The organism is Ruegeria sp. YKSD163 (assembly GCF_059612905.1).
Genome location: NZ_JBXWRM010000002.1, coordinates 132,853 through 151,818 on the forward strand (window position 1 = coordinate 132,853; position 18,966 = coordinate 151,818).

20 protein-coding genes are annotated in these 18,966 nt (G+C 65.3%); 5 read left to right on the top strand and 15 right to left on the bottom strand.

What is annotated here, in order from left to right; genetic code table 11:
- Positions 1–16 precede the first annotated feature (16 nt).
- Positions 17–949 (top strand): AEC family transporter, encoded by a 933-nt coding sequence (locus AC2FNA_RS03455; protein WP_234139003.1) that lies wholly within the window; start codon positions 17–19, stop codon positions 947–949.
- Positions 950–990: 41 nt separating this feature from the next.
- Positions 991–1,689, top strand: coding sequence for a CbiX/SirB N-terminal domain-containing protein (locus tag AC2FNA_RS03460; protein WP_496824481.1), 699 nt, complete (start codon positions 991–993; stop codon positions 1,687–1,689).
- A gap of 2 nt (positions 1,690–1,691) precedes the next feature.
- On the opposite strand, the gene AC2FNA_RS03465 is transcribed toward AC2FNA_RS03460, so the two are convergent.
- From AC2FNA_RS03465 to AC2FNA_RS03495, 7 genes are all read right to left on the bottom strand, one after another.
- A complete protein-coding gene (locus tag AC2FNA_RS03465; RefSeq protein WP_496824483.1) occupies positions 1,692–2,969 on the bottom strand; it encodes a peptidoglycan-binding domain-containing protein in 1,278 nt (425 codons plus the stop codon).
- A gap of 146 nt (positions 2,970–3,115) precedes the next feature.
- Positions 3,116–4,192: a GGDEF domain-containing protein gene (locus tag AC2FNA_RS03470; protein ID WP_496824485.1), complete on the bottom strand. Its 1,077-nt coding sequence runs from the start codon at positions 4,190–4,192 to the stop codon at positions 3,116–3,118.
- Positions 4,189–4,776 (bottom strand): heme NO-binding domain-containing protein, encoded by a 588-nt coding sequence (locus AC2FNA_RS03475; protein ID WP_234143519.1) that lies wholly within the window; start codon positions 4,774–4,776, stop codon positions 4,189–4,191. Before AC2FNA_RS03475 ends, AC2FNA_RS03470 begins: the two co-directional genes overlap by 4 nt.
- A gap of 87 nt (positions 4,777–4,863) precedes the next feature.
- Positions 4,864–6,639: a DUF4153 domain-containing protein gene (locus AC2FNA_RS03480; protein WP_496824487.1), complete on the bottom strand. Its 1,776-nt coding sequence runs from the start codon at positions 6,637–6,639 to the stop codon at positions 4,864–4,866.
- A gap of 82 nt (positions 6,640–6,721) precedes the next feature.
- The gene (locus AC2FNA_RS03485) at positions 6,722–8,281 is read right to left on the bottom strand and encodes a trimethylamine methyltransferase family protein (protein WP_496824489.1); all 1,560 of its coding nucleotides are present in this window, start codon (positions 8,279–8,281) and stop codon (positions 6,722–6,724) included.
- A gap of 116 nt (positions 8,282–8,397) precedes the next feature.
- Positions 8,398–9,087: an HAD family hydrolase gene (locus AC2FNA_RS03490; protein WP_496824491.1), complete on the bottom strand. Its 690-nt coding sequence runs from the start codon at positions 9,085–9,087 to the stop codon at positions 8,398–8,400.
- Positions 9,088–9,111: 24 nt separating this feature from the next.
- On the bottom strand, positions 9,112–9,393 hold the full coding sequence (locus AC2FNA_RS03495) for a DUF3572 domain-containing protein (protein ID WP_496824493.1): 282 nt from the start codon (positions 9,391–9,393) through the stop codon (positions 9,112–9,114).
- A 96-nt stretch (positions 9,394–9,489) separates the two neighbouring features.
- Between AC2FNA_RS03495 and AC2FNA_RS03500 the strand changes: the two genes are divergently transcribed.
- Positions 9,490–10,878, top strand: coding sequence for a diguanylate cyclase (locus tag AC2FNA_RS03500; protein ID WP_496824495.1), 1,389 nt, complete (start codon positions 9,490–9,492; stop codon positions 10,876–10,878).
- Positions 10,879–10,890: 12 nt separating this feature from the next.
- On the opposite strand, the gene AC2FNA_RS03505 is transcribed toward AC2FNA_RS03500, so the two are convergent.
- Genes AC2FNA_RS03505 through AC2FNA_RS03520 form a run of 4 tightly spaced genes read right to left on the bottom strand, consistent with a single transcriptional unit; the run spans position 10,891 to position 12,813 of the window.
- Positions 10,891–11,361 carry a periplasmic heavy metal sensor gene (locus tag AC2FNA_RS03505; protein WP_496824497.1) on the bottom strand — a complete coding sequence of 157 codons (471 nt, stop codon included), beginning with the start codon at positions 11,359–11,361 and terminating at the stop codon, positions 10,891–10,893.
- Complete coding sequence (locus tag AC2FNA_RS03510) at positions 11,362–11,733, bottom strand: hypothetical protein (protein WP_496824499.1); 372 nt, start codon at positions 11,731–11,733, stop codon at positions 11,362–11,364.
- Positions 11,717–12,319 carry an RNA polymerase sigma factor gene (locus tag AC2FNA_RS03515; protein WP_496824501.1) on the bottom strand — a complete coding sequence of 201 codons (603 nt, stop codon included), beginning with the start codon at positions 12,317–12,319 and terminating at the stop codon, positions 11,717–11,719. Before AC2FNA_RS03515 ends, AC2FNA_RS03510 begins: the two co-directional genes overlap by 17 nt.
- A 5-nt stretch (positions 12,320–12,324) precedes the next feature.
- Entirely contained in the window at positions 12,325–12,813 is a 489-nt protein-coding gene (locus AC2FNA_RS03520; protein WP_496824502.1) for an EF-hand domain-containing protein, read from the bottom strand.
- 234 nt (positions 12,814–13,047) lie between these two features.
- Here AC2FNA_RS03520 and AC2FNA_RS03525 point away from each other — a divergent pair, with 234 nt between their 5' ends.
- Complete coding sequence (locus AC2FNA_RS03525; RefSeq protein WP_234138989.1) at positions 13,048–13,440, top strand: DUF983 domain-containing protein; 393 nt, start codon at positions 13,048–13,050, stop codon at positions 13,438–13,440.
- A 23-nt stretch (positions 13,441–13,463) separates the two neighbouring features.
- On the top strand, positions 13,464–14,171 hold the full coding sequence (locus tag AC2FNA_RS03530; RefSeq protein ID WP_496824504.1) for an NUDIX hydrolase: 708 nt from the start codon (positions 13,464–13,466) through the stop codon (positions 14,169–14,171).
- Positions 14,172–14,253: 82 nt separating this feature from the next.
- Here the strand turns inward: AC2FNA_RS03530 and AC2FNA_RS03535 are convergent, their stop codons facing one another.
- From AC2FNA_RS03535 to nuoN, 4 genes are read right to left on the bottom strand one after another with little or no spacing between them, the layout of a single operon-like run.
- A complete protein-coding gene (locus AC2FNA_RS03535) occupies positions 14,254–15,921 on the bottom strand; it encodes a ribonuclease J (protein WP_496824506.1) in 1,668 nt (555 codons plus the stop codon).
- Entirely contained in the window at positions 15,918–16,697 is a 780-nt protein-coding gene (locus tag AC2FNA_RS03540) for a type III pantothenate kinase (protein WP_496824508.1), read from the bottom strand. Before AC2FNA_RS03540 ends, AC2FNA_RS03535 begins: the two co-directional genes overlap by 4 nt.
- 12 nt (positions 16,698–16,709) lie before the next feature.
- Positions 16,710–17,459 (bottom strand): biotin--[acetyl-CoA-carboxylase] ligase, encoded by a 750-nt coding sequence (locus AC2FNA_RS03545; protein WP_496824510.1) that lies wholly within the window; start codon positions 17,457–17,459, stop codon positions 16,710–16,712.
- A gap of 57 nt (positions 17,460–17,516) precedes the next feature.
- The gene (nuoN, locus tag AC2FNA_RS03550; RefSeq protein WP_496824511.1) at positions 17,517–18,959 is read right to left on the bottom strand and encodes an NADH-quinone oxidoreductase subunit NuoN; all 1,443 of its coding nucleotides are present in this window, start codon (positions 18,957–18,959) and stop codon (positions 17,517–17,519) included.
- Between the last annotated feature and the right edge of the window lie 7 nt (positions 18,960–18,966).

An 18,966-nucleotide genomic window follows, 5' to 3' on the forward strand; every position in this document is an offset into this window, starting at 1 on the left:
CAGGGCCGGCTGAACCATGTTTCAGGCGCTGATAGATGTTGTTCTGCCGGTTTTTCTGGTGATCGGCGCGGGATATGGCACCACGCTTGCGGGCTATTTCAAGCCCGAGCATATCGACGGGGTGATGCGCTTCACCCAGGGCTTCGCCATCCCCTGCCTGCTGTTTCGCGCCATTGCCAATCTGGATCTGAACGCAGGCTTCGACCCCGCGCTGCTGGCCAGTTTCTACATGGCGGCCTTTCTCTGTTTCACCGCGGGCCTGCTGGGCGCCCGATTCCTGTTCAACCGCGATTGGGAGGATAGCGTCGCCATCGGCTTTTGCTGCCTGTTCTCGAACTCGGTCCTCTTGGGCCTGGCCATCACCGAGCGCGCCTATGGCCCCGAGAACCTTGTCGGCAATTATGCCATCATCGCCATCCACTCGCCCTTTTGCTATGCGCTGGGGATCACCACGATGGAGGTGATCCGCAATCGCGGGCGCGGCGGGCGCAAGATGGTGACCTCGGTCCTGAACGCCATGTTCCGCAACGTGCTGATCCTGGGGATCGCACTGGGCTTTGTCGTCAATCTCACCGGAATCTCGCTGCCGCAGATCGCCGATGACGCGCTATCGCTGATCATCCGCGCGGCGCTGCCGGGGGCATTGTTCGCCCTGGGCGGTGTGCTGGTGCAGTACCGGCCCGAGGGCGACACCCGAGTGATCGCCTATATCTGCGCCATCTCGCTGCTGCTGCATCCCGGTCTGGTCTGGCTGTTCGGCTCGGCGCTGGCGCTGCCGCAGGACCTGTTCCGCTCGGGCGTGCTGAACGCAGCCATGGCACCGGGGTTCAACGCCTATATCTTTGCCAATATTTATGGCCGCGCCAAACGGGTCGCGGCCTCGTCGGTGCTGGTGGCGACCGCCGCCTCGATCCTGACCGTGTGGATGTGGCTGATGCTATTGGGGTGAGTTGGGTTGACTTCGCCCGCACGCGCCCCACAACTCGGACCATGACAGAGACAACCGCCCTGATCGTCGCCCATGGACAGCCCTCGGACCCGGACCCGGCCGAGGCCGCTCTGACCCGTTTTGCCGCACGGGTCGCTGCATCCGGCCCCGGCCTGACCGTGCATTCTGCAACCCTGGCCGCTCCGGGCCGGCTTGAGGCCGCGCTGGAGAGCTTGCCCGAAACGGTGCCAATCTATCCCCTCTTCATGGCGCGGGGCTGGTTCGTCACCTCGGCCCTGCCGCGCCGGCTGGGCGCGCGGGGCAATCCGATCCTCGACCCGCTGGGCATCGACCCTGACCTGCCCGCCCTGATCGCCGCGCATCTGTCAACGGAGCTGGAGCAGCGCGGCTGGCCGGTGGCCGAAAGCGGGCTGGTGTTGGCCGCACACGGCTCGGGCCGCAGCCGCAACCCGAGCGCCGTGGCGAATGGCTTTGCCGAGCACCTTCGGGCGCATCTGCCCGTGGCCCGTCTGTCAGTGGGATTTGTCGAAGAGGCGCCCTCGATCACCGAGGCCGCAAGCGTGCATGGCTCGATGTCGCTCTGCCTGCCCTTCTTTGCCTGCGCCGGTGGCCATGCCAATGAGGACGTGCCGCAGGCGCTGGAACAGGCAGGCTATGCCGGGGCGCTGTTGCCGGTTCTGGGTGACCTGCCCCCGGTTCCGGCGCTGATCGCGCGCCGGATCGCGCAGGCAGGCCGCTAGGCTCAGTTGCCGCTGGTCGAGGCCGAGAAGACCGGGATCGCAGGTGCCGCCGCAGCCGAAGTCGAGGCCTCGGTCAGCACGGCGACCCGTTCCGGCGTCTGTCCCAACACGCCCGACCCGCTCTGGGCCGCGTTCAGCGCCAGTCGCATCCACTCACCGGCGCGTGCCATGCCGACCGGAGCACCAAAGCCCTGACGCAGCTGGTGGCTCACCACCTCGCCATAGCCAAGCTGACCGGCCGATGCCAACAGCGTCGCCGAGGCCAGCGCCATCTCGGCGTTGTCGGTGCGGTATCCGACACCTAGACAGATCTTGCCGCCCGAAATCAGGCTGGCCATCGGCTGACCCGAGGCCTGCAAGAAGGCCGAAGTGGCCGCGACCACCTCGGACGGGGCCTTGGTGTCGATGCCCACCATCTGCGGCGCCATTGCCTGGGCGAGGCCATCGCATTGCTGCTCGACCTGCACGGCGGTCATGTTGGGAATCGTGACCTCGATCTGGCTTGCCTCGGTCATCGCCTGACTGCGGGCCTGGCAGAACTGTTCGTTCAATGCAAAGACCGGCTCGCGCAACTGTCCGGCGCGACTGGGCCCGCCATTCGAGGTGGTCAGCAGATTGACCTCGTTGCAATGGGCGTTGATCGAAACAGGTGTGGTCTGGGCGAAGCCGAAATTGGGCAGGGCCGCACCGGTCGCCGCCCGTGCGGTCACCACCTGCGACGTCTGCGGGGCCGTTGCCGCCATATGGGTCTGGGGCTGTACCGGCTGCACGGCCTGCGGGGTCTGTATTCCCAGCTGTTCGTTGCGATATGTGCGCAGAAGCCCGCCCTGCCCCTGGCTCGCCAGGATCTGATTGTACGGCGCCACATGGGCGCTGGCCAGGGCACGCTGATGCGAGGCAAGCAGGAAGCCGCGCTCGTGATCGTCAAGATAGCCGTCGATCGGATAGCCCATATCAGCCTGGAAATGCGAGATGCCGGCGCGGCTGCGGCGCCCCAGAGACCCGTCAACGGTGCCGACATTATAACCGAAATAGTTCAGCGCGCTCTGCACTTCGCGATTCTGCTGGCGCTGCGCCGAGGAGACACCGGTCGACTGGCGTGTCGTACGGGACTGGGCCTGCCGCTGGCGCTGCTTGTTCTTGTGAACCTCGTTCACGATCAGGCCGCCCAGCAAGGCGCCACCGATCAGCGCAGCAGCCTCGTCGGCCATGGCGCGCTGAGCCGGCACCACCACCATGCTCGCGGCTACGAAAGATGCACAAAGGCGTCGCTTCATCATGTCAATGACCTTTCCTTGCTGCCATTGACCGCGCGTGTTCGGGCGCGCAACGGCCCGGTTTCGAAAATGACCTCAACTGGAACAATGCGACCAAACCCACGGCGGAATGTCAAGGTTGTTGTGGCGCAGCCTTTGGTCCGCTGGCGCTAACCCGCCATGTTGCGGGCCGTCCTCTGCCTGACTTCGGCATCGTCTCCAGCAAGCAGCGTGCCCGCCCGTTCAAGCGGCTCGACCCGGGCCGAGGACAGGTCCGCGTTATAGAACCGATGCGTCGCCCGCCCCGCTCGCTTGGCCGCATAAAGCGCCAGATCGGCCGCATGCAGCAGGGCCGAGGCCTCGGGCCGGGCGAATTGCGAGGACAGAACCGTTCCCACGCTGGCCGAGATACAGCATTCCTCGCCGTTAAAGGGAATGGGCTCCTCCAGCCGGTCGATCAGACGGCGGGCAATACTGTCGAGCCGCTCACGTTCTTGCAGGTGATTGAAGATCAGCACGAATTCATCGCCGCCGATCCGCGCCACCGTATCGTCGCCGCGGGTCTCTTCGACCATTACCCGGGCCACATGTTGCAGCACATGGTCGCCGGCGGCATGGCCCAGCGTGTCATTGACCGATTTGAAATAGTCGAGATCCAGATGCATCAGCGCGAACGGGGTGGTCCCCGACAGCAGCCGCGACAGGATGTGATCCATCGCGCGGCGGTTCTTGAGCCCGGTCAGCGTGTCGGTAAAGGCCTGCTCCTCGGCAGCGATCATCGCACCCTGAAGCCGCAGGTTCAGCTTGCGCGAGGCCTCCATCGCCGCCGATTTCGCCTCGACCAGGTAGAGCAATTCGATGGCCAGATCGGTGCCCGAGAAATCGGCGCTGGTCAGTGCATAGTCACGCACCGCGTCCAGGATCGAGATCCCGAAGGACAGGTTGACGATGGCTCCCTGTTCGCCCGGCAAGGGCACGATCAACCCCTTGAGCGCGGTGCGCGGTTCGTCCCGCAGGCTCAGATGCAGCTTGGCCCCGGAACTGGCCATCAGCGCCGGTACCGTCGCCACCGACCGGGGGCGCAGCAATTCGAAGGTCTCCAGAAACTTCTCGCCCTGCATCGGTTGCTCCGGACGCAGTTTCTGCAATGTGGGTCCGACACGGGTCATCCGGCCAGAGCGGTCCAGCAGCACATACATCGGACAGAGCCGTTCCAGCAGAAAGGCAAGGTCTTCCAGATCAATCATCCCGCGCGCGCCCCCAGTTCGAAACTGCGCCCTTCGGCAAAGGCGGTTTCGATCAGCGTGATCTCGATCACCTCGGCCCGGCCGCGCGTTCCGGCATGTTCCAGCATCACCAAGGCGCCATAATCGTCGGCCATGGCACGCAGCACCCCCATCATCACATTGGCATAGCCGGGCAGACCCGCATGGCAGGTCAGGCTGAACCGGCCACCCGCCTCCTCGCGCAGTTCCAGCGCCGGCAGATACAGGTCCGACACCGCCAGCCGTGCCCGGTCGGGCAAATCGTCGAGCGAATGCAGAAACTCCAGATAGGTCACGCCGCCGAACCGAAGCAGGCGGCGCAACGCCTCGGTATTGGGGTTCGACACCAGGTAGGTACCCAGATCCTCCAGCACTTCGCGTTGCGGGCGGCCCAGTTCTAGGCACAGTTCCTGCAAGACCCGCAACGAAGTTTCATCCTCATAGACAAGCATCGCCTCGAATTCGACAAATCCGAGATGCGCCGCCTCCGTCACGCGGATCCAGCGGCTCTGTCCATAGGTATTGCATACAAAGGATTGTATGGCCCTGTTGATCAGCCCATGCATGGATGGTCCCCTAACGCTTGCCGGTACTGTGGCATTCGAAACATTAACAAAGCGCCAACAGCGCCCTGTCTTTACCTTGAATTGCTCCTAGTCTCGGGGTGAGATCAGCATTCCATCGACCTCCAGCGCCTGCTGACCCGATGGCACGACGGCAAATGCACCATCCAGCACCCGCATTAGCAAATCTGACGCCGCGGCCAGTTCGCTGCTCTGCCGCGGATCTCCGGCAGGGCGCAGGAACAGATCGCCCGCCGCATTCCGCCGCAAATGAGTGGCACGGACCCGGCCCAGTTCGTCGAGAAAGAGCACGATGGCCTGGTCGTCGGCGGCAACCGCCGGGCTGAAGGCACCCCGGATCAGCGCACAACCGGGCCGCCCATCGGGCAGCGGACGGGCGCATCCATCGCGCCAGCTCTGCAACTCGTGCTGCGGGATGCCGGCCAGATCCGCCGCGCTCAGCCCGGAACCGTCCGGGCGCACCTGCATCCGCGCCACCAGTTCGGGCACCAGATCCTCGGTCAGCGGCAGTTCCGGCGTCTCGAAAAGATAGCGGCTGTCCACCGCGCGGGCCCGCTCCAGCGCTCGGATCAGCCCGGCGTCCTCGCGCGCGATGGCCAGTTGCCGCAGCTGCTCCAGCCCGGCCTGCCCGGCCCGGCCCCAGTCATGGGTCATCTCCCAGATCGGCAATTCGCCGTGTTCCGCCCGCGCCTCTTCATAGCGTGCCACCTGGCTCGCGGTTGAGATGCGCAGACTGTCTAGGAGGGGTGTCAGCCATAGGGCCGAGGCCACCAGCAACAACACCGCCATCGTTACGTTGAACCGGCGCAGCTGCGACGTCCAGTCGCCACCGCGCAGCGCCAGCAGGCAATAGCCCAGCCCATAAATAGCCATCAGCGCCGCGCTAAGCACCGCGAACAGGCGCGCAGGCGTCCAGCCATACCCCATCACGCGGATTCCCAGCGCCCAGACCGCCAGCGCGATTGGTACCGGCAGCAGGATGGCTAACGCACGGGTGCTGCTGCGCAGACCAGGCGAGTTGACCGCATGCGCCTCGTCCCGGTCAAGCGCGGTCGAGATCAATGTGATCGCCGCGGCGGCAGTGGCCAGCAGGATCGCGGCCGAGGACAGATCGCCGAACAGCCCGCTCAGCCCCCTGAGCGGCAACGCCGCCAGAAACAGTACCATGACGGTCAGCAACACCGGCAGCAGCAGCCGCAACAGCCGCAACACCGGGTAGGGAGAGACCCTGCTTCGTGCCTCGTGGATCACCGCCAAGGCAAAACCCAGCACAGCGCCGCTGAGCGCGTAAAACAGCACCCCCTCTTCCAGTATCCTGTCGATCACCCCGACCCCGACAAGGTCAAGCAGCGCATCCGACAGCAGCAGCACGCCCCAGAACAGGCCGACAAAGACCCAGGCCAGCACGAAGCGCAGGGCGGTTTCCCAGGTGGCGGCAAACAGGCTGGCATAGTCGTACATGCGGCCCCGCCCCTCGGCCCGGACCACCAGGAATGGCAGCGCGACAAAGACGAAGCCCACCAGCGCCAGCACCAATTGCGGATGCTGCAACAGGCGCGAGGCCGGTTCGAACCGGCCAGCAACGGACCAGGTCAGCAGTGTGGCGGGCAGCGACAGCCACAGGCTCATCGCGCTACCCCGAACAAGGCCGACCGGGCCAGCCAGCGCCAGCGTTGCGCCCGCGTGCACCATCACCAGGCTGAGCAGACAGAGCCAGACCAGCTCGGGCAGGATGTCGCGGCCCCAGACATCGGCCAGCGCCCAAAGCGCCAGCGCGGCCAATGTCCCGGCGGCGGCCTGCGCCAGCCGGTCCCGTATCGCAACCGTCACGTCCAGATCCGTCATGCCCGCCTCTTGCGCCTGCCTTGCTTCAGTTTATGAGGCCAGCGCCGCGATTGCCAACGGCAAAGACACCTGTGCAGAGCGATCAGAAATCGGTCGGTGCGCCGCCCTCGGCCTTGCGGCGGGCCACGAAATCGGCCAACTCCTCGCGAATGCCCTCATCCATGGGCGGCGCCTCGAAACTACCAATGATCTCCTTGAACAGGTGATGGGCGCGCTCGGGCGTCCAGATGGCGCCTGCCGCCTCCCAACCCTCGTAATTCTTCCAGTCGCTCAGGAACGGCTGGTAGAATGCGGTGGTATAGCGGTCCTGAGTGTGCTGGATACCAAAGAAATGCCCGTCATTGCCCACAGCGCGGATCGCCTCCAACGCGATATCGTCCGGCGTGGTGGCATAGGTGGCGGGCTCCATATAGCGCTGGATCTGCTGGAGCACCTCGCAATCCATGATGAACTTCTCCGGACTGGCGATCAGCCCGCCCTCGAGCCACCCGGCAGCGTGATAGACCATGTTGGTCCCCGACTGAACCGCCGCCCAGAGCGAGTTGGATGTCTCCCACATGGCCTGACCATCCGGCACATTGGCGGCGCAGACCCCGGAGGAGCGCACCGGCAGCCCGTAGAACCGCGCCATCTGGCCGGTCATCTGGGTGGCGCGCATGTATTCCGGGGTGCCGAAGGCGGGCGCGCCCGATTTCATATCCACATTGCTGGTAAACGTCCCGATCACGCAGGGAATGCCGGGGCGCACATATTGGAACAGGGCAATGGCGCACAGCGCCTCGGCCAGCGATTGCGCCACGGCGCCCGCCATGGTCACCGGCGCCATCGCGCCCGCAAGCGTAAAGGGCGTCACCACGATCGCCTGTCCCCGCCGCGCCAGCCGCAGGCAGCCGTCGATCATCGGATGGTCGTGTTTCAGCGGCGAGGTCGAGTTGATGTTGGTATACATCCGCGGCGTCGCCTCGAACTCCTCGTCACTGAGGCCGCCCGCGATGCGCACCATCTCCATAACATCCTCGACCCGCTCCTTACCCAGGCTATAGGCGTGCATCACCTTGTCCGAGATCGTGAGCTTGTCATAAAGCACGTCGAGATGGCGGACCGAGGCGTGGATGTCCACCGGCTCGACCGGATAGCCGCCCGCGAAATGGATACAGTTGAAATATTGCGTCAGTTTCAACAGGTTCCGGCATTGCTCGCGATTGCCAGGCACCTTGCGGCCAATCTCCATGTCCCAATAGTTGGGCGGCGACGAGACATTGCCGAACAGGATCACATTGCCGCCGATCTTGAGCGTGCGGTCAGGGTTGCGCGGGGTCAGGGTGAACTCGCGCGGCGCCTTGGCCACCATCTCCATCACCCAGTCGCGGCCCATGCGGACGATCTCGCCATCCACGTTACAGCCCGCTTCGCGGAACAGTGCCAGCGCCTCTTCGTTGTAAAAGGCGACGCCGATCTCTTCGAGGATGCGCATGGCCCCGTCATGGATCGCCTCGACCCCCTCGGGGGACAGCGGCTCGGTCGGGCGGTCGGTATTGACCGGCAGGCGCCACGGCATCTGCTCGATGACGGCCTTGCCCCTGCGGGCGGCGGCGCCGGCGCGGCCTCCGCCGCGGCGTTTGCGGGTGTCGGTATCAGCCATGGAACCCTCCTGACATTTTGGTCAGGTTCCCATCTTGTCGGGGCAAAGCCGCTCTATCCACGACACGTCATGTCGCTTTTGGTCAGAGCAGTGGCGTATTGACGCAAAATTTCGCGTCAGTGACCCAACCACTCGCCGATATGGCCGATATGGGGCAGAACGACATCGGCATGAGGGGACAGATCCTCGGCCCCGGCCATACCGGTGAGCACTGCCACAGTGGTCATTCCCGCGGCGCGCCCGGCCATCATGTCATGGGTACTGTCGCCCACCATCGCCACGCGCGCTGGGTCGAGCCCGATCCGGTCGGCAAAGGCCAACAACTGCCCCGGCCCCGGCTTCGCCCCATGGCCGCTGTCGAACCCGGCGATGAAATCGAACCGGTCCGCCACCCCGACCGAACCCAGATGCGCCCGCGCCGGGGCCTCGCCATCGTTGGTGGCAACGCCCAGCCTGAGACCGCGCGCGCGCATCGCATCAAGAAAGGGCGCCAGCGGCACCGCCTGAACCTGCGGCGCGCGGGCGCTTTCCTCGTTGATCATGTCGACCAGTGCGCCGTGGCTGACCCCCGGAAGCTCTGGCAGCAAAACCTCGGCGATCTCGCCCGGCGTGCCTGCGATCACCACACTGTCACGGGCATAGCGCGCGGCATCGAAATCGAAACCGATCATGGCGCCCAACTGCGCCGCACGTGCCGCATCGCCATCGCCGATGCGGATCAGAAAGGCACGCCCGAAGGCCCCCCAAGTGGCGGCAAAGTCGAACAGTGTTCCGTCCTTGTCGAACAAGAGCGCGTCGATCGGCATGTGATTTGGCTCCGTCTGTCTGGGTCAGGTCCAATGCATCTCGCCACCACCCAGAACGGCGCGCGCCTGCATCGGCTGATCATAAGCAATGCCCTGTTCATCGCAAAAGGCAATGACCCAGGCATCGTCCATTGTCAGGAAATCCAGCACCGAGGCAAGAAACTGCCTGTCTCCCGCCCGCGCGCGCAGATCGCCGATATCGGCGCCGGTCGAGCCCAGAAACACAGGTAACAGCTCGTCATTGGTCACCAGCCAAGTCAGCGCCTTCAAGGCCAGCGTCTCGGCGGCATCGGCGGAAATTCGCATGCAAGCTCCGGCTGGGAGAGGGTTGGAAAGGGTTTGTTAACCTGTCTCATAAACACTTTGACAAGAATTGGAAACAATAGTCGAAAGGCTGGGACCGTGCAGGGAACGATACTGATCCTCGACGGTGTCTCCACCAACCGGATCATGCTCAAGGTGCAGCTGTCGGCAGCCTGGTACCATGTGGTGCAGACCGACCGGCTGGAGGGGATAGGCGCATTGCTGCGCAGGGTGCGCCCGGACCTGATCCTGTGCGCGATGACCCTGCCCGATGGCACCGCGATGGATGTCAAACGCGCGCTGCTGGCCGATGAGAGCCTAGCCAACATCCCGATGATCGCTATCGCCGGGCAGAACGACCATACCGCCCGGCTGAGCGCGCTGGAGAGCGGGATCGAGGATGTGCTGTCCCAACCCTATGACGACGTGGTGCTGCTGGCGCGGGTCCGCAGCCTGATCCGCGCCTATGCCGGGATCGAGGAATTGCGCCTGCAAAGCGGCGCCCGCGACATGGGTTTTGCCGAGGAGACCGCCGCGTTCCGCGGTCCGGCCCGGATCGCTGATATCGCGCTGGTCACCGAGACCCCCGGCACCGGCGCCATCTGGCGCAGCCGCCTCAAGGGGCATGTGGCCCATCGGATCGACCTGCACCGGATGGAGGATATCCAGCACCTGCTGCGTGACCGTGAGCCGGATGTGATCGTGGTCGAGTTGAGCGATGGCACCACCGGCCTGCGCCTGCTGGCCGATCTGCGCGCCCGCGGCAGCACACGCAATGCCGCCATCCTGGCCATTCCCAATCCCGCCAACGCGCACCTTGCCGCCGACGCGCTGGACCGGGGCGCCGACGATGTGATGCCCGGCGGCTTTGCCCTGCGCGAACTGGTGTTGCGTCTCGAAACGCTGCTACGGCGCAAGGCCCGCGCGGACCGGTTCCGCAGCACGCTGAACGCGCGCCTACAGGCGGCACTGACTGACCCGATGACCGGGCTGCACAACCGCCGTTACGCCCTGCCCGCGCTGGACCGCATCCTGAACGAGGCTGCCGAGACCGGGCAGCCCTTTGCAGTGATGCTGGCGGATCTGGACCATTTCAAGGGCATCAACGACCGCTTTGGCCACCCCGCCGGCGACGCCGTTCTGGTCGAAACCGCCCGGCGGCTGAGCTGCCAGATGCGCTCGGGCGACCTGTTGGCCCGCATCGGCGGAGAGGAGTTTCTGATCGTGCTGCCGGGCGTTTCACAAACACAGGCGCTTGGTGCCGCCTCGCGGCTTTGTGCCCGGATAAATGGCGAACCCTTCGTGGTGCCTGGACAGGCCCACCCGATCGCAGTCACCACCAGTATCGGGCTTGTCACCGTCACCCCCGCCGGGACCGAACCACCGCTCAGCCCCGGCGAATTGATCGCACAGGCGGACCGGGCGCTTTATCGGGCCAAGGATACCGGGCGCAACCGGGTGTCTCTGGCCGATGCGGCAGCGGCCTGAGCCGCCATCCCTCTAGTTCCGGTCGCGCCGGGGATGTCCGTGCATCCGCATCCGTTCGATGCGGTCGGCATAGGCGGCACGCGCACCGGTATCCATCGAGGCGATCCGGTCGATCAATGCCGCGCGCATGACCTCATGCCCCTCGGCCCGCCGCATTTCATGCTGTTCCAGAAGCGCGGCGAACCGCGCTGCGTCGAAGGGCGAAGCCCTGAGTGCCGCCGCCAGTTCGGCCATATCCTGCGCGCGACGTGTCTGCCGGGCATCCAGCCGCCCATGCGCATGCTGACGCAGATAGTCGCGGTCGGCGTCCGGCAAGGCCCTGTACAGCGTTGCCGCCATCGGCAGCGGTGGCCGATGACCATGATCACCGCCAAAGCGCCAGATGGCCCCCACCGCCAGACCGATCACCAGCAGGTTGAGGGCCAGCGAGCCCAGCAACAACAGGCGGAGCGGCCAGCCCAGCGTCTTTTTCTCCTCTGTCATTCACCCATCCTCGCTGATGATGTCGGCCAGGTCATAGAACCCCAGCGTCTCGGTTTCGGTCTGTGTACCCAGCACCAGTTGCGCCGGATCCGGCAGGAATTCGGGCGGTGCGACGCCGATCCAGACCCCCGCCGCACAGGCGGTGGCCAGCCCGCCCATGCCGCGCCAGCCCCCCAGCGCCGCCAGCAGAGCACGCCAGGCGCCATGCGCATGCAGATCGCGCCCCGGCACGGGTCGTGGGGTCAGGCTGGCCTGTACCCCGGCCGCGTCGGCCAGCATCCGCTGCGCCAGCGCCTCGGGCAGGTCGTCCCGCCCGGCGCGCGCCGCGTGCAGCATCCGGTCCAGATCGGTCATGTCATCCGTCATCGTCATACCCCAAAGCTGCGCGCTGTCCGGCCAGTTGCCCGGCAAGCGCCCGTTTCCCCCGTGCTGTCAGGCTTTCCACGGCCTCGACCCCGATCCCCATGATCTCGGCGATCTCGGGGTTCGAGAGTTCCTCGATATGGCGCAGGACCACCGCCTGCCGCTGCCGGTCCGGCAGGTGCATCAGTGCCGCCTGCAACGCATCGATCCGCGCCGCCTGTTGCAGGACCTCGATCGCTGGTGGCGCGTCGTCCGGCGGTTCGGGCACGGTGCCCAGATCGACCGGCTGCGCCCGCCGCTTGCGGTCAAGGCACAGGTTCAGCGTCACACGGTAGAGCCATGTACTGATCCGCGCCCGGCCCGGCTCCCACTCGGGCGCCATCCGCCACAGGCGCAGCATCGCCTCTTGTGCCACGTCCTCGGCCTCGGCCCGGTTGCCCAGCACCCTGAGCGCCACGGAGAAGGCCCGAGGCCCCAGGCAACCGGTCAAATCCCGCGCCGCCTGGGGATCGCCCTTGGCAAACCGCGTCAACAGCGCCTCGTCCGCCGGGCCGGCGGCCTCTGCCGGCCCGTCTGTCGAAGCGCGTCGCTCCATCGGTCTCAGTTTTTCCGTTTACCGTCGCAACCGTGTTTCATGCCATGGCCGCCATGGCGGTCATGCCCTCGAGCCTGCATTTCCGAAAACTCCTGCTCCGAGATCGCCCCGTCGCCATCGGCATCCATATGTTCGAACATACGCATGGATTTGCCCTCTTTCTGGTGCTTCGGCATCTCGTCCTGGCTCAGTGCTCCGTCCTTGTTCGCATCATGCCGCTCCAGCATCCACGCGACCCGCGCCTTGGCGTGGGTCATGGCCTGCGCCTCAAGCTCGGCCTGGCTCAGCTTGCCGTCGCCATCGGAATCGGCACCGGTGAACATGGCGGCACGGTGGCCTTGCATCTCCTCTGGCGTGATCTTGCCATCGCCATCGGCATCGATCTCGGAGAAGTTATGGCGCATGCCGCCCCCCGGACCCATCGCCAGCGCCGAGGTGGCGGTGACCGCGACACCGGTCAAAAGGAGGGCTGCGATAAAGCCTGCATGTTTCATATCGGTTTCCCTTGCTCGCCAGCGGCCCCGTGCCGCCGTTCGTATCCTTGTAACGGCCGGGCGGTGAAACTCCGTCGCGGGCGGCGACAATATTTTGCCATTGCTGGCGCGCCGGGGTAAAGATGCCCTGAGCCCGCCCCTTTTTGCGACATGCCGACGCAAGGCCCGCAAGTGGCCTTTTCCCGGCGACGAAACAGGCCCAGATTGACGGGCAATCCTAGACCGAGAGACCCCATGACCGATCAAGCCCTCTGCGCCGAGACCGACCGCCCGACCTGGCCCGCCATCCTGACGGGTTTTCGCGGGCGTTGCCCCAATTGCGGCGAGGGGCGGCTGCTACATTCCTATCTCAAGGTGAACGACCATTGCAGCGAATGCGGCGAAGAATACATGCATCACCGCGCCGATGACGGCCCGGCCTATCTGACCATCCTGCTGGTGGGCCACCTGATGGCACCGCTGTTGCTGGTGGTCTTCGAGACCTGGCGGCCCAGCCCGATGACGCTGTTTACCATTTTTGCGCTTGGATGCCTGAGCCTCTCGCTCTACCTTTTGCCTCGGCTGAAGGGGATGGTGGTCGCCTATCAATGGGCACGCCGTATGCACGGGTTCGACAAGAACCGCTGATCCCCGGCCCGGCAGGAGGGGACATGACAGAACAGCAGGACAAGACGGAAATCCGCAATGCGGCCACGGTGATCGTGCTGCGCGACCGGCTGGACAATCCCGCAATCCTGATGGGACAGCGTGGCGCCAAGGCGGCGTTCATGCCCAACAAGTTCGTTTTCCCCGGTGGCGCGGTGGATGCCGAGGACGCGCAGGTGCCGCTGGCAAGCCCGCTGCCACCTGTCTGCGCCGACCGGCTGACCGAAAAGGCGCCTCAGGGCTTGGGCCATGCGCTGGCGGTGGCCGCGGTGCGAGAACTGTGGGAAGAGACCGGCCTGATCCTGGGCCGTCCCGGTGACTGGCCCGGCATGGTGCCGAATGATTGGCAGAGCTTCGCAGCGACCGGCCACCTGCCGGCGGCCGAGGCGCTGCAATTCGTGTTCCGGGCCCTGACCCCGCCGGGTCGGCCGCGCCGGTTCGACGCGCGGTTCTTCCTGGTCGATGCCGGGGCGATCTCGGGTGACCTGGACGATTTCACCCACGCTTCGGACGAGCTGTCACACCTGCAATGGATCCCATTGAAAGACGCGCGCAGGTTCGATCTGCCCTTCATCACCGAGGTGGTGCTCGCCGAGGTCGCGGGCCGGGTGACCGACCCCGAACCGCCCGCCTCGGTGCCCTATTTCCACAACAACGAAGAGGCGAGCCTGTTCCTGCGCCTGCGCGGCTATCCTATGCCCGAGACCGGGTAGCCCGGCCTTGGCTAGGCGCGGCAAGATTTGAAGTCAAATCTTGCCCACAAGGTCTTTTTCAAGACCTTGTCCCGCGCCCGGCTCAGCGCATGCGGCTGATCACCACCGTTACTTCCGGCTTCTTGCCGATCTCCGCCTGGGCGGTCTGGCGCGCGATCCGGCGCAGCGCCTCTTCCAGCCGGTCATCGTCGCGCAGGGTCTTCTGGTTCGAGCGCATGAGGAACTGGTTCAGATCCTCTTCCATCACATCGACCAGCGGCGCCTTGGAGCTGCCGATCTCGGGCAGACCCATGACGTCGCACCAGGGCTCGCCCAGCGGTTCGTCCTCTTCGTCCAGGATCACCGTGACCGTCACATGGCCGTTCAGTGCCATCCGGATCCGGTTGCGGATCACCCCGTCCAGCGCGCCCACCTGCACCGTGCCGTCAAGATAGGTGCGCCCGGTCTCTATATGGGCGGCCACCACGGGCGCATTGCCGCTGAGATCCAGCATGGTACCGTTCACCGCCACCACGCCCTGACGCCCGCCCGCCTCGGCCACGCGCGCATGTTCGCGCAGGTGCCGGTGCTCGCCATGCATGGGGATCACCATCTGCGGGTCGATCAGCGCATGTACCCGCTCCAGGTCGGGGCGGTTCGCATGGCCCGAGACGTGATACCGGCCCGAGCTGTCGTCAACCACATCCACGCCCTTTTCGCTAAGCTGGTTGATGATGCGGATGACTTCCTTTTCGTTGCCCGGGATGGTCTTGGACGAGAACAGGAACAGATCGCCCTCGGCAAGTTCCAGCCCGCGATACTTGCCGCGCGCCAGCTGGGCGCTGGCGGCGCGGCGTTCGCCCTGGCTGCCGGTCACGATCAGCATCAGATGATCGCGCGGGATGTCCTGCGCCTCTTCCGGGCTGATCACAGGCGGAAACTCGGTCAGCACGCCGGTTTCCATCGAGGCCTCGATCATCCGCCGCATCGCGCGACCGAGCAGCACCACCGAGCGCCCGGCCCGGGCGCCCGCCTCGGCCAGGGTGCGCACTCGGGCCACGTTCGAGGCGAATGTGGTCGCCACCACCATGCCGGTGGCGCCTGCCACCAGTTTCTCGATCTCGGGGCCGACCTCGGATTCCGAACGGCCCGGATTGGGTGAGAACACGTTGGTCGAGTCGCAGACCAGCGCCCGCACCCCGCTTTTGCCCACCGAGCCCCAGAGTTCGGGATCAAAAGCCTCGCCCACCACCGGGTTGGGGTCGAGCTTGAAATCGCCGCTATGCACGATCCGGCCCGCGGGCGTCTCGATGACCAGCGCGGCGCTTTCCGGGATCGAGTGCGACACCGGCAGGAACCCGACGGTAAAGGGACCGGCCTGCACCTGCTCGGGCCAGGCCGAAACCGTCTGTACCGCCTCCTCGGGCAGGCCCAGTTCGGCCATCTTGCGCCGGGCGAGGTTTGCGGTGAAGGCACGCGCGTGGATCGGTTTGCGCAACTGGTCATAGGTATGGGCAACCGCGCCGACGTGATCCTCATGCGCGTGGGTGATGAATACCGCCTCAAGCCGGTCGACATTCTCTCGCAGCCACGAGATGTCAGCCCAGATCAGATCCACCCCCGGCGTGGTGTCCATATCGGAGAAGGCGACACCGATATCGACCAGGATCAGCCGCTCCTTGCCCGGCTTGCCATAGCCATAGACATAGGCGTTCATGCCGATCTCGCCGGCGCCCCCCAATGGAAGGTAGATCAATCTCTCACGGCTCATACGGTCCCGTTTTCCTTGTTATAGCGATGGATCACGGTCAGCCCGTGCATCGTCAGATCGTCTTCGAAGATATCGAACAGAATTTCACTTTGCTGAAACAGCGCCGCCAGCCCGCCGGTCGCGATCACCTGCATATCGCGGTCGCGTTCCGCCTTGATGCGGGCGCAGATTTCCTTGACCAGCCCGACATAGCCCCAGAACACGCCCGATTGCATGCAGGCCACGGTATTGGTGCCGATCACCGCCTGCGGCTTGGCGATATCCACATGCGGCAGCGCCGCCGCCGCCATATGCAGCGCCTCAAGGCTGAGGTTCACGCCGGGCGCGATCACGCCACCCACATAGGCGCCGTCGTCATCGACCACGTCGAATGTGGTCGCGGTACCGAAATCGACCACGATCTTGTTGCCGCCATGGCGGTCATAGGCAGCGGCGGCATTGACCAGACGGTCGGGGCCGACGGCGGTACCCGCATCGACACGCGGCTGCACCGGCAGCAGGCAGTCGGGCTTGCCCACCACCAGCGGACGGCAGCCAAAGAACCGGTCGGCAAAGACGCGCAGGTTGAACACCACGCGCGGCACCGTGGACGAGATGATCACATCGGTGATGTCGGTTTCGATCCCGTAATGCTTGATCAGGGTCGAATACCAGGTGAAATAGGCATCCGCCGTGCGCGCGTGATGGGTCGAGGTCCTGAGCGTGCACAGGAATTTCTCGCCATCCCAGATCGAGAAGACGGTATTGGTATTGCCGCAGTCAATGGCCAGAAGCATGGCCCTGTCTCCCTAGAAATAGACCTCTGCCGCCGGGATGCTGACCCGGCCCTGGGCGGTGTTTAGGACAAGGTTGCCCTCGGCGTCCACCGTTTCAAAGGTGCCCACGGTTTCAGACGTCGCGGTGCGTGCGGTGATCACCTCGCCCAGACGCGCGGCGCGGGCCAGCCAGGCACTGCGGATAGGCGCAAATCCATAGGTCAGGAACTGCGTCTCGTATCGCGCAAAGGCAGCCGCCAGTTCGGTCAGGAACAGCTCGGGCTCGACCTGCGCGCCGGTCTCCGAGACCAGCGAGACCGGGCGGACCGCGCCCGGCTCGACCGCGTCGGCGCCGGGGGCATCGGCCAGGTTGACCCCGACGCCTATGGCCAGATGCGCCACACCACTGCCGTGGCCGGTGCTTTCCAGCAGGATACCCGCCAGCTTGCCGCCGTTCAGCAGCACGTCATTGGGCCATTTCAGCGTCAGCCCCTCTGCCCGTCCGGTCACCGCCACACAGGCATCGAACAACGCCAGCGCCGCGACAAAACTGCGTAGCGCGGCCTGTTTGGCCTCGCCCACCGGGCGCATCACCAATGTTGCCGCCAGATTGCCCTGCGCTTGCACCCAGGCCCTGCCCCGCCGCCCTCGGGCGGCGGTCTGGCGCCGCGCCATGATCCATTCCGGCCCCGACACGGTCGATGCGATCCTGCCTGCCTCGTTCAGCGTGCTGTCGACCTCGTCCAGCACCCGCTTGCCGTAGCCTTGAGGCCATTCACTCATTGCGCAAAAAGGCCCGGTCCACGGACCGAGCCCTCCTTTGTCGGTTGTGTTGCAGGATCAGTTGACAAGCGTCGCCGCCGCGGCGGCAGCCGCCCCTTCAACCCCGAACTGATAGAACAGCCCCACCAGCATCATCGCGGCCGACCCCATCAGCGCCACCCAGAGCACGGGCGAGGAATGGGTGTCGATCGGTTCCTCGTTCTCGGCGCCGAAATACATGTAGAACACGATGCGCAGATAGTAGAAGGCGCCGATGACCGACGCGATGGCCGAGGCCACGACCAGCCCCATCAGCCCGGCGTCGATACCGGCCTGCCAGACGCCCAGCTTGGCGAAGAAGCCCAGCATCGGCGGCACGCCCGCTAGGCTGAACATCAGGATCAGCACCGCCAGCGCCTTGCCCGGATCACGGCGCGAGAACTGGCGCAGGGCGTCGATATCCACCACCGGCTGGCCGTCCCGCTCCATCATCAGGATAAAGGCAAAGGTACCCACGTTCATGGTGACGTAGATTGCCAGATAGATCAGCATCGCCTGCACCCCTGCCTGGGTGCCCGCGGCCAGACCGATCAGGGCATAGCCCATATGCGCGATGGAGGAGAACGCCATCAGCCGCTTGATGTTGCGCTGGCCAATCGCGGCCACCGCGCCCAGGAACATGCTGAGGACCGAGAGCACCACCAGAACCTGTTGCCAATCGCTGACTGCATTGCCGAAGGCATCGAACATCAGGCGCGCGAACAGACCCATCGCCGCCACCTTGGGCGCTGTGGCAAAGAAGGCGGTGATCGGGGTGGGCGAGCCTTCGTAGACGTCCGGCGTCCACATATGGAACGGCACCGCCGAGACCTTGAACGCCAGACCCGAGATCAGGAAGATCAGACCAAAGAGCAACCCGATCGAGACCTCACCATGATGGGCGCTGGTCAGGATGCCCGAGAACAGCGTGGTGCCGGTATAGCCATAGACCAGCGAGGCGCCGTAAAGCAGCAGGCCGGAACTCAGCGCACCCAGCACGAAGTATTTCAGACCCGCCTCGGTCGATTTCACGCTGTCGCGGCGCAGCGAGGCTACGACGTAGAGCGCCAGCGATTGCAGTTCTAGCCCCATGTAAAGGGACATCAGGTCGCCGGCGCTGACCATCATCATCATGCCGACAGCGGCCAGCGCCACCAGCAAGGGATATTCGAACCGCAACAGCCCGCGCCGCGCCATGTAGTCCTGGCTCATCAGCAGAACGGCACCGGCCGACAACAGGATCGCCACCTTGGCAAAGCGGGCAAACGCGTCATCGACGAACATGCCGCCGAATGCCACGCGGGTGCCGCTGTCCTGGGTCGCGATCCAGATCGCCAGCACCGCCATCAGTGCCGCCGTGGCCCAGACCAGCGCCGGTCCCATCCCGTCCTTGGTGGTGTAGACCGCCCCCAGCAGCGCCGCCATCGCATAGAGCGCCAGAACGATCTCGGGCAGGATAATGTACAGATCAGCCTGGATCATGTTCCCA